We start from the raw sequence: 9,437 nt of genomic DNA, 5'->3' as shown, positions 1-9,437 counted from the left end.
TTCGTTCGCCTCCGGGTTCCCGGCAGCGCCTCGGATCGACGTCTCGGAGAATGCGGTCATCCACCTGGAGGACGCAAACCCGGCTCATATCGGCACCGTGGGAACGCCGAACGTCGTGGCTGCGCCCGCTCGATCCGCCTTCCAGGTCGACATGAAGGTGCTGAAGTGCGTGCTTCGGGCCGCCTTCGCGATGCGCTCCGGGGCCATCGCCTTCACGGACTCAGCCACTTGGTAACAGCCGAAGGGAGGACCCACCCCATGGACGACAATCTCAACCAAGCCATTGCCAGGATGAGGTTCAAACGCCCGGCCAAGCTGACGCCAATCGCCATGTTCGCCTACCTCGAAGAGTTGGCGATGATCGCAGCCCGCAGGGCCTTTCGCTCACGCTCCAAGGAGCAGGAAGCCATGGGCCGGGTGATCGGCCAGGAATTGGCCCGCCGAGACAAGCGCCTGGACGCGCTAGAGGCTCGTTTGGCGCAGCTCGAAACGGGAGAGGACCAATGACCCAGTTCACCGGGATTGTTCGACCCTGCCCGAACCGGTCGGCCGCGTACGACACCATGCGGCAGATGATCACGCAGCGCCGATCCGAACTTGGCCAGCCGCGCCAGCCCTTCGAGGTGAAGGTTGCCTACACCGGCGCGCCCGGAGGCCGCGTGGTCCTGGCATGGCCGACCGGAGACACCGAGGGCGATTTGCTCGTCGCCTACTTCGAAGACCACCAGGTGTGGGAGTGAACGCAATGTCTGAAGCCACCGTCACCATCGCCAGGGACCACGCCGAAGCGTCGGAGATTTTGTCGCAGCTGATCCAGACGGCGAACGGCAACTACACCGACGCGGAATATCTTGAGGCCTGGGTCGTGGACGTGTTCCCGCTCCGCGACCAGAAAACGGGAAACAACATCACTGGGGCCAAGGTCTTGATCGCTTACCCGAAGGGTCAGCCGATCGACCCCGAGAATTTGCTGGCGGTCGTGTACGGCCTCCGGCTCGAACCAGCATGAAGATCGGCGGTCCCTTGTTTGGCATATCGCAAGGGAGCGCCGAGGTGGGCGAGCGGAAGTGGGTCTCCTCTCGTCCACCGGAGTTTTCCGCAAGCCCGAGCCTGGGCAGTGGCGGAATGGCGCAGGGGCCGCAGACCCCGTGCCGGCTGGGTGGACAGGTCAGGCGTTTCTTCCTTCCGCCGACCTGTCCACTTCCCCTCATGAGGAGGTGAGACGGTGACCAAGGACACGATCGCAACTGCACTCGAAAGGGCATTCCAAACCTGCCCGATCCATGACCCTGAAATGGCGGCGTTGCTTCAACAACTCGGGAACCCCGGCGCACGGATCGACGAGGATAAGTCGAGAGCACCCGCCCGTCATCAAGTGGCCCGGTTCCGCCCGGGTCGCTTCACCCGCAGGAGCTTCATGCCATGAACCCGCCGACCCATGTGCCACTTACCACCGAGGACATGCCCTTCTGGGACGAGGTGACCCGCGAACTTCCGTATGGCCAGGATGGATGGACGGAGGACCAGTTAGTCCTTGCCGCCACGCTCGCCAGGACCATGCGGGACCTGGACCAAGTGCAACGGCAAGTTCGGGCTGAAGGCTTCGTGGTCAAGTCCGACAAGGGCCGGTTGGTCGCCAACCCGCTCGCCGCCGTGGCCTCGGCCTTCACCCATCAGATCCTCAGCCTCCGCCGCACTTTGAAATTGCATGCAGCGGCGCAACCCTCGGGCAACCAGAAGATTGCCGACCGGCGACGACTGGCACGGGAGATTGAACGCCAAGTCCTGCCCGTTCATGACGAGGACGACCTGATTGCTCGGCCCCGGAGGGGTGTATGACAAGGGGCCGGTATCGGGTCGAACTGACCGACGAACTCCTGGCCTCGCTCAAGTACGTCAAAGGCGAACAACCGCCCTACTACTACGACACCGTGAAGCCGCTCTTGGCTGTGGCTCCTACCGCCAAGGACGGGGTGGTCTGGTATGAGCGGCAGAAGGGCAGCAACCAGTTGGTCCGGATCGGCTACTATCCCGCAATGACACTGGCATCGGCTCGGAGCCTCGTCGCCCCATCCGCCATGCTCCCGGAGCCGAAGGCCCAGGCGAACCCTGCCCGAGACAAGGCGGCGAAAGTCCCCGCAGCGGCATGGGAGACGAACTCATACGAAACTCGGTGGGCGAAGGACGCAGCCCGGGCGAATGACCGCTTCTTGACCACGATCCGGCAGGTCCATCCGGAGCGACTGAGCGCCTGATCGAGCAGAACAAACTGGCAACAGAAAAGTAAAGTTACATATCGGAAATGTGTGTCGGGGTGGGTTGCGGTCCTGTAAAACCGACGTTCGCACCACATGGTGTGGTGCGAGTCGAATGGAGACACCACATGAGCTTTGCTGACGCACTACGTTTGGACCCCAAACCAACACACATCCGGCTTGAACTGCTCTTGCGGCTTGCCGCCGCTCAGCACGCTTTGGCCTACCTCCGTGCTAACAACCATCCTGGCGATGCCCAAGCGATTGCCGAGTTGTCCGAGGAGGTGAAGACCTTGCGTGAAGACCTAGAGGAATACACGGCCCGGGACTGCTCGCTTTTTAGTGCCACCCCTTATCAGCTGTGGCTCCGCGTGAAGTGGGACCAATTCCAGGTCACGAAAGCGCCTGTTGGAACGGCCCCGTTCGCCGAGAAGTTGGCCAAGGCCAAGGTGGATATGAAGGAGGCGTGTGAAGAAGAGGCAGAGGCCGACGCCCTGGTCGACGCCCTCATGAAGAAGTAACCTTCAACTATCAGGTGCCGGGATCGGCGCTCGCACTACCAAAGGGAAAGGCAATACCTGGATAGGTGCCTTTTCTTTGGTCCCGACGAACAGCCCCGGATGGGGCTTTTTTTGTGCCTGCGCCACTGCCGATCGCAAAAAGGGACGCTGATTTTCCGGAACTTTTGCCGGTTTTCCCCAGGACATTCCCCGAAAAGACCCGATCCCCTCTTGTGAGGAGCGCCAATGCTGCTTCTAATGGCTGCATGCGGTTTGGTTTTCCATTCGACCGCTAGCCGGTTGGAACCGTGGTTCTCCAACGATGGGGGTCCAAACCTCACCGTTCCGAAGCTCCAACCGGCGACCTGCTTCTGGACCATCATCTGCGCCGGACGCAAGGGTGCTTAAAAGGGGTCTCACCAATGCGTATTGCGTCCCGGTCCGCTGCCCTCGGCTTAGCTCTTGCGGCCTCATTGAGCCTCACCTCCTGTGCCGACCCTAGAGCCACGGATAAACAGGCTTCTGCCAGCGACCGGGCACAAGTTCCGATCGGGCGCTACACCATCGTTCATGTTCCACACCTGACGGGGCAGGCTATCCTTTTGGATACGGCCACAGGTGAAACATGGAGCCAAGTGAGCACCGGGACAGCAGACAGCGGCGTCACGGAGTGGCTGCCGATGGATAGAACGACCCTGCAGGAGTGGGTGACGTTCAAAGAACGAGCGTTGAAGAACCCAACCAGCACCGCCGATAAGAACTGAAGAGCGCGAAGGGCATGGATGAAGACGAGCGGAGCGTAGCACGATGGGTGCGCGAGGAAATTGCCGTTAGCGAGGCGCGGCTTTTTGAGCATTCGGTTTCCACCTTCCGCTGGCTGATGGCGACCCTGTTTGCAGCGAATGGTGGCGCCATTATTGCGCTGCTGGACAGTGGAGCTCACGAGCTACCAGGGCGGCATTACGCTTTGCTTTGGCTGGCTCTTGGCTTGGTGCTGAGCCTCTTGATGGGCATAACGAGCGGGGTCGTATCGCTCCGAGCGAACCTCAAATTGACGAAGATGCGCATCAAGCTTGATGAAGCCATGATGCTGAACTTCTCCCCCGTGGATGAGCTTGAAAACTTCTCGAAGAGCATGAAGCTAAGTTGGAAGACTTGGCTCCCGACCTATGTTGGCGTTGGGTCGTTCGCGTTCTTCGTGATCGGATTAGCCACCATAGCTGGCAGTCTCGCACTTCAGGCGAAAGTGTAGTGGCCACTTGCCGCTAGTGTCTGAAAACGACCCATTGCGGACATTAGCGGCTTGCCACTAGCCTAAGGCGATGAGCGTCGTTCCTGAAAGTGTGCGGCCCCTGTTTCGGGCAGCGGGTTGGTTTGAAGGGCGAAATGTTGCCGTCGAAGCGGCAGTTCCAACCGGTCATCCAGCTACTGCCGTTCTGGCCGAGCTTGGTGGCCTCACCTTGATGAACCCTGCTTCAAACGTTTGTTCGGTCGCGTTTCAGCATGTGACCGAGGGCGCATCCTTACTGGCCGAATGGGAAGCAGTTCTAGGGACAAAGATGGTCGGTATTGCCGAGGAGGATGACGGCCACGGCGAACTTTACATGACCAGAGCCGGACAGGTCATATTCTGTAGCCTTGTCCATCCGGCGTGTTCTCTCGTCGGACGCACCTTTGCAGAGGCAATGGAGGCTATTAGACGCGGCGAGCGTAGTCGGCCCATGCTGTTGTCAGAACAGCCGGAAATGACGCTTTATGGTGTGGTGTTCCGCCAAGGTGACCCCGAAGTCCTTGGACCAGGCGCCCCTGAACTAGCTTAGCGCTAATGTCCGCTTCCCACCCATTGCGGACATTCGGCTCTTACTTGCCGCGAATGTCCCGCCAGTACTCGGCGCTCACCTCATCGTCGACCTCGACCGGCTTCGTGCTGCCGTCGTAGAGCCGGTCCTTTCCGTCCTTACGTGGGCCTGAAATCCAGAATTCATCACCGTTCTCAATGTCCGCGTAATTCGCCTTGAAGCCAGAGCCCCCGAGGCTCTGAAATGTGCGCCCGCCGTAGGTCAAAGACCGACCCGTTTTTGAGTAAGTGACCCGCCCGATGCGCGCGGGTCCGTCCAAGCCTTGCGACTTGTCCTCGATATACATGATGCGTGTCTTCTTCGCGCTCACAAGCAGCCCCTTCTGAAGCTCGCGATGTAACTCGGACCAATGTCCGCTTTCCACCCATTGCGGACATTCGGCAGGTGTGTGACGTTCAAGGGATGAACTCGCTGAAAGTCGTGGTCGCTGTAGTCCTTCTCAGCGGCTGCTCGACGCCCCAAGAGCGTGACCGTGAAGCGCTCATGAATCGAATCGAGAAGCAGGTGCAGTTGCCGAAGGGTGCGCGGCCATTAGGCGAGTATGCGAGGTATTATGCCGACATCAACGGAGGCGAGGTTGTCGCTGTCTACCTGATACCGATGAACTATGAGATTCGGCCCGGCGAGAGTTGTGAGGAGCTTCTTGAGAACTTCGCAACCCGTGAAGTGCCGTGCGAGGCGACGCAGCCCGATTGGGCCATGCCTGCCGGTGAGCGCCGCTGGGTCAAGAGCGAGCAAGATTTGCCGTTCATCAATGACGGAGGCTGTGGCCAAGTCACTGTCATCTTCGATAAGGCCAAATCAGTCGTGAAAAGCGCAGACTGTAACGGCGTGGCGTAGGGTCCGCTTTCCACCCATTTCGGACATTAGCCGCAAACCGAGTCACCTAGACGCTCGGTGGCGAATACGTGATTAAATGGGTTCTTCGTCACAGAGTGCGAGGAACAAGAAGCCCAGAAAACAAAGGAAAAAGTGGCGCGCCCGGCAGGATTCGAACCTGCGACCACAAGCTTAGAAGGCTCGGGCTCTGTCCAGCTGAGCTACGGGCGCCCAATGTTAACCCATTCAATTCCTTCGATTTTCTCCGTTCCACTTTGTTATCGGTCTTGGTCCTATAACACCCACGAGAACACGAGCAAAGAGAACGGAGTGGGTTAGCCCCATGGCCTACACAACAAAGGGGAGCTGATCCACCCAAATGGGGTCAACCTCTCCCGGGCCTCGTGATACATTCGCCCGGTAGCACGAGGTTGTCACGGGCCACGTAGCTATCTTCCAAAGGGAAGGGCGGCCGATCCGGTTAGGACCAGCCGCCCTTCTTTTGTGGGCTGGATCGGGCAGGGTTTAGACGACCGTCACCGGGACCTTACGGGGTCGGCCTGCCGGCCTGCCCGTTCCCTTCCGTCTCCGGATCGCCCTGGGGCGCGTAGGAGCGCGTTCTGACTCCTCGACCACCTTCCCCCTGGCCTTAGGCCTTGTCGCGCTCCAGAGGGCGATAGCGGCGGCTCCCAGGGCCAGTTTCCATTGGGTCTTCATCTCCGCACTCCTTAGTTGATGGTCGGGCCGTTGCCCCAAGCGGGGACGAACTCGACCAGGACCTCTTCCGCCTCGGCCTCGTCATCCAAGGCGGCGATCATCTGCATGGCGGCAAATATCCCGAGGCCCGGGGCTTCGGCTACGGGCAGGGTTTCGAAGAACTCCGCCACCTCCTGGGCCAAGCGGCGGTCCATTTCGGCTAGGCAAGCTTCGAAGGTGCCAACGGCTCCGGCCTCTTCGGCCCGGCAGGCAGTGAGAACCAGTTCTTCGAGGGTCATGAGACGCAATCCAAACATCGTGGGTCTCCTCTCGCCACGGGTTGTGGCGGGGAGTGGTGTCTCGTAATTATGGATGAATTTAACCCTATTTGTCAGTCACTTAACTGACACTAGTCCTTGGCCGGGCGGGCACAAAAAAAACCCCATCCGGGGCTGTTCGTCGAGGCGAAAGAAAAGGTGCCTATCCAGGCCTTACCCTTTTCCTTTGGTAGTGCGAGCGCCGGTCTCGGCACTCGGTGGTGGTTAGGCGTCCTCCAGCACCTCCTTCATATCCGCCTTGGCCTTGGCCAGCTTCTCGGCGAACGGGGCCGTTCCAACAGGCGCTTTCGCAACCTGGAATTGGTCCCACTTCACGCGGAGCCAAAGTTGATATGGGGTGGAAGCATAAAGCGAGCAGTCTTGGGCTGTGTATTCCTCCAGGTCTTCGCGCAGGGTCTTCACCTCCTCGGACAACTCGGCAATCGCTTTGGCATCGCCAGGATGGTTGTTAGCACGGACGTAGGCCAAAGCGTGCTGAGCGGCGGCAAGCCGCAAGAGCAGTTCAAGCCGGATGTGTGTTGGTTTGGGGTCCAAACGAAGTGCGTCAACAAAGCTCATGTTGTGTCTCCATTCGACTCGCACCACACCATGTGGTGCGAGAAGCGGACTTATTTACATGATCGCAACCCACCCCGACACGACTTTCTGATATGTAGTCGAAGTTTTCTGTTGCTACTTTGTTCTGCCCGGTCAGGCCCTTGCCAGTCGCTCCGGGTGGACTTGGCGGAGGGTGGTCAAAAAGCGGTCGTTCGCCCGGGCTGCATCCTTGGCCCATCGGCTTTCGTAGGTGCTGGTTTCCCAAGTCGCCATCGTCGACGCCTTGGCAGCCGGGGCCTTCTCCCGGGCAGCCTGGGTCCGAGGGGTTAGAGGCTTGTATGGAGTTGAGGTCGGGGTCACTGTCCGGCGGGCCGATGCCAACGTCATCGTCGGATAGTAGCCGATCCGGACCAACTGGTTGCTGCCCCTTTGCCGCTCATACCAGACCACCCCGTCCTTGGCGGTAGGAGCCACAGCCAAGAACGGCTGCACGGTGTCGTAGTAGTAGGGTGGTTGTTCGCCTTTGACGTACTTGAGCGAGGCCAGGAGTTCGTCGGTCAGTTCGACCCGGAACCGGCCCCTTGTCATATGCCCCTCCGGGGCCGAGCGATGAGGCTGTCTCCGTCTTCGAGAAGGGTGCGACGGAACCGTTCCTCGGTCTCCTGGACCACCATTCTTCGGCGGGCGGTCTTCTCGTTCCCATGCAATGCCGCAGCCGGGTGGATCTTGAGGGCGCGGCGGGATGAGAGGATTTGAGACGTGAGCATGTTGGCCACGGCTGCCAACGGGTTGGGGATGATCCGGCCCCGGTCATTCTCGACCACGAAGCCTTCGGCCCTCAGCTGGCGTTGGACCCGTTCAAGGTTGCACATGGTCTTGGCGAGGTTGGCGGCGAGGCTCAGTTGGTGTTCGGTCCAACCACCCTGCCCGTGCGGAAGCTCCTTGGTGATCGCGTCCCAGAACGGAATGTCCTGCGGTTCAAGATTGCAGTGGTTCGGTGGGTTCATTTCATGAAGCTCCTACGGGTGAAACGCCCTGGTCGAAACCGGGCCACTTGATGACGGGCGGTTAGCCTGGCTGCGTCGTCGTCGATCCGTGCGCCTGAGTTGCCGAGTTCTTGAAGCAATGCCGCCATGTGCGGGTCACCGATCGGGCAGGTTAGGAACGCCTTTGTGAGTGCAGATGCGATTGCGTCCTTAATCACCGTCTCACCTCCTCATGAGGGGAATGGACAGGTCGGCGGAAGGAATACGCCTGACCCGTCCACCCTCAGCCGGCGCGGGGTCTGCGGCCCCTGCGCCACTCCGCCATTGGCCCAGGCACGGGCCTGCGGAAACTCCGGTGGACGAGGGGAGACCCACTTCCCCTCGCCCACCTCGGCACGATCTCCCCATATGCCAGAGGGAGAGAGCGCCGATCTTCATTTCACGGCCTGAAACCGTACATGACGGCCAGCACGTTCTTGAGGTCGAAAGGCTTGTCGCGGGGGTAGGCCACGATCACCTTCACCCCCTCCATGAAGTTGTCCGTTTTCGAGTCACGGACCGGGAACACATCCACGACATACGCCTCAAGGAAGTCGGTATCGACCATGCCGCCATTCCGGGTCTGGATCAGTTGGGACAAAATCTCCGACGCTTCGGCGTGGTCGCGGGCGATCTGAACCGTGGCAGTGGTTTCGGACATTTCATTCACTCCCAAACTGCGTGGTCTTCGAAGTAGGCGACCAAGACGTCACCTGTTCGGTCCGCCGTCGGCCATGCCAAAACCATGCGGCCCGCCGACCCCAGGCCATTGGCGTATGCGACCTTCACCTCGAAGGGCAGCGGACCGAGTTCGGACCGGCGCTGCGTGATCATTTGCCGCATGGTGTCGTAGGCGGCGGATCGGTTCGGGCAGGTTCGGACGATGCCAGTGAACTGGGTCATTGATCCTCTCCCTTGTCCAACTGGGCTAGGCGGGCCTCCAAAGCGTCGATGCGCTTGTCTCGCTTGGCCAATTCCTGGCCGATCACCCGGCCCATGGCTTCCTGCTCCTTGGAGCGTGAGCGAAAGGCCCGGCGGGCTGCGATCATCGCCAGTTCCTCAAGGTAACTGAACATGGCGATTGGGATCAGCTTGGCCGGGCGTTTGAACCGCATCGTGGCAATGGCTTGATTGAGATTGTCGTCACTCATGGGGTGGGCCTCCCTTCGGCTGTTACCAAGTGGCTGAGTCCGTGAAGGCGATGGCCCCGGAGCGCATGCCGAAGGCGGCCCGAAGCACGCACTTGAGCACCTTCATGTCGACCTGGAAGGCGGATCGGGCAGGTGCGGCCACCACGTTCGGCGTTCCAGCAGTGCCGATGTGCTCGGGGTTTGCGTCCTCCAAGTGGATGACCGCATTCTCCGACACGTCGATGCGAGGATCGGCGGGGAAACCCGAGGCGAACGAG

20 protein-coding genes and 1 tRNA gene are annotated in these 9,437 nt (G+C 60.3%); 11 read left to right on the top strand and 10 right to left on the bottom strand.

Features of this window, described 5'->3' with window-relative positions:
• The 10 genes from AC4GYS_RS12200 to AC4GYS_RS12155 form a co-directional block, all read left to right on the top strand.
• Window positions 1–235 (top strand): hypothetical protein (locus AC4GYS_RS12200; RefSeq protein ID WP_491109439.1); only part of this gene is annotated, 235 nt, incomplete at its 5' end.
• A gap of 23 nt (window positions 236–258) precedes the next feature.
• Window positions 259–507, top strand: a complete 249-nt coding sequence (locus AC4GYS_RS12195) for a hypothetical protein (protein ID WP_491109438.1) — start codon at window positions 259–261, stop codon at window positions 505–507.
• The gene (locus AC4GYS_RS12190) at window positions 504–740 is read left to right on the top strand and encodes a hypothetical protein (RefSeq protein ID WP_491109437.1); all 237 of its coding nucleotides are present in this window, start codon (window positions 504–506) and stop codon (window positions 738–740) included. Before AC4GYS_RS12195 ends, AC4GYS_RS12190 begins: the two co-directional genes overlap by 4 nt.
• A 5-nt stretch (window positions 741–745) precedes the next feature.
• Window positions 746–1,009, top strand: a complete 264-nt coding sequence (locus AC4GYS_RS12185; protein WP_491109436.1) for a hypothetical protein — start codon at window positions 746–748, stop codon at window positions 1,007–1,009.
• A gap of 413 nt (window positions 1,010–1,422) precedes the next feature.
• Entirely contained in the window at window positions 1,423–1,839 is a 417-nt protein-coding gene (locus tag AC4GYS_RS12180; RefSeq protein WP_491109435.1) for a P27 family phage terminase small subunit, read from the top strand.
• Window positions 1,836–2,255, top strand: a complete 420-nt coding sequence (locus AC4GYS_RS12175) for a hypothetical protein (protein WP_491109434.1) — start codon at window positions 1,836–1,838, stop codon at window positions 2,253–2,255. The genes AC4GYS_RS12180 and AC4GYS_RS12175 overlap by 4 nt, the downstream gene beginning before the upstream one ends.
• Window positions 2,256–2,383: 128 nt before the next feature.
• Window positions 2,384–2,776, top strand: coding sequence for a hypothetical protein (locus AC4GYS_RS12170; protein ID WP_491109433.1), 393 nt, complete (start codon window positions 2,384–2,386; stop codon window positions 2,774–2,776).
• Between the two features lie 401 nt (window positions 2,777–3,177).
• Window positions 3,178–3,519, top strand: coding sequence for a hypothetical protein (locus AC4GYS_RS12165; RefSeq protein ID WP_491109432.1), 342 nt, complete (start codon window positions 3,178–3,180; stop codon window positions 3,517–3,519).
• Between the two features lie 14 nt (window positions 3,520–3,533).
• Window positions 3,534–4,007, top strand: coding sequence for a hypothetical protein (locus AC4GYS_RS12160; protein WP_491109431.1), 474 nt, complete (start codon window positions 3,534–3,536; stop codon window positions 4,005–4,007).
• Window positions 4,008–4,077: 70 nt separating this feature from the next.
• Entirely contained in the window at window positions 4,078–4,575 is a 498-nt protein-coding gene (locus AC4GYS_RS12155; RefSeq protein ID WP_491109430.1) for an SUKH-3 domain-containing protein, read from the top strand.
• Window positions 4,576–4,615: 40 nt separating this feature from the next.
• On the opposite strand, the gene AC4GYS_RS12150 is transcribed toward AC4GYS_RS12155, so the two are convergent.
• Window positions 4,616–4,924 carry a 1-deoxy-D-xylulose-5-phosphate synthase gene (locus AC4GYS_RS12150; protein WP_491109429.1) on the bottom strand — a complete coding sequence of 103 codons (309 nt, stop codon included), beginning with the start codon at window positions 4,922–4,924 and terminating at the stop codon, window positions 4,616–4,618.
• A 92-nt stretch (window positions 4,925–5,016) separates the two neighbouring features.
• On the opposite strand from AC4GYS_RS12150, the gene AC4GYS_RS12145 reads away from it, so the two are divergent.
• Window positions 5,017–5,454: a hypothetical protein gene (locus AC4GYS_RS12145; protein ID WP_491109428.1), complete on the top strand. Its 438-nt coding sequence runs from the start codon at window positions 5,017–5,019 to the stop codon at window positions 5,452–5,454.
• A gap of 133 nt (window positions 5,455–5,587) precedes the next feature.
• Here the strand turns inward: AC4GYS_RS12145 and AC4GYS_RS12140 are convergent.
• The 9 genes from AC4GYS_RS12140 to AC4GYS_RS12100 form a co-directional block, all read right to left on the bottom strand.
• Window positions 5,588–5,664, bottom strand: a tRNA-Arg gene (locus AC4GYS_RS12140).
• 497 nt (window positions 5,665–6,161) lie between these two features.
• Entirely contained in the window at window positions 6,162–6,446 is a 285-nt protein-coding gene (locus AC4GYS_RS12135; protein ID WP_491109427.1) for a hypothetical protein, read from the bottom strand.
• Between the two features lie 225 nt (window positions 6,447–6,671).
• The gene (locus tag AC4GYS_RS12130; RefSeq protein ID WP_491109426.1) at window positions 6,672–7,025 is read right to left on the bottom strand and encodes a hypothetical protein; all 354 of its coding nucleotides are present in this window, start codon (window positions 7,023–7,025) and stop codon (window positions 6,672–6,674) included.
• 132 nt (window positions 7,026–7,157) lie between these two features.
• Entirely contained in the window at window positions 7,158–7,592 is a 435-nt protein-coding gene (locus tag AC4GYS_RS12125) for a hypothetical protein (protein WP_491109425.1), read from the bottom strand.
• The gene (locus tag AC4GYS_RS12120; protein ID WP_491109424.1) at window positions 7,589–8,011 is read right to left on the bottom strand and encodes a P27 family phage terminase small subunit; all 423 of its coding nucleotides are present in this window, start codon (window positions 8,009–8,011) and stop codon (window positions 7,589–7,591) included. The genes AC4GYS_RS12125 and AC4GYS_RS12120 overlap by 4 nt, the downstream gene beginning before the upstream one ends.
• Window positions 8,012–8,429: 418 nt before the next feature.
• Window positions 8,430–8,690, bottom strand: coding sequence for a hypothetical protein (locus AC4GYS_RS12115; RefSeq protein ID WP_491109423.1), 261 nt, complete (start codon window positions 8,688–8,690; stop codon window positions 8,430–8,432).
• A 5-nt stretch (window positions 8,691–8,695) separates the two neighbouring features.
• Window positions 8,696–8,932: a hypothetical protein gene (locus tag AC4GYS_RS12110; protein ID WP_491109422.1), complete on the bottom strand. Its 237-nt coding sequence runs from the start codon at window positions 8,930–8,932 to the stop codon at window positions 8,696–8,698.
• On the bottom strand, window positions 8,929–9,180 hold the full coding sequence (locus AC4GYS_RS12105) for a hypothetical protein (protein ID WP_491109421.1): 252 nt from the start codon (window positions 9,178–9,180) through the stop codon (window positions 8,929–8,931). The genes AC4GYS_RS12110 and AC4GYS_RS12105 overlap by 4 nt, the downstream gene beginning before the upstream one ends.
• Window positions 9,181–9,202: 22 nt before the next feature.
• Window positions 9,203–9,437: hypothetical protein (locus tag AC4GYS_RS12100; protein WP_491109420.1), on the bottom strand; the 235-nt coding region annotated here is incomplete at its 5' end.

The sequence above is a fragment of the Sphingomonas sp. SP1 genome (assembly GCF_058313395.1).
The sequence above is the reverse complement of the archived record's forward strand: the minus strand, read 5'-3'. Positions and strand labels throughout refer to the sequence as shown.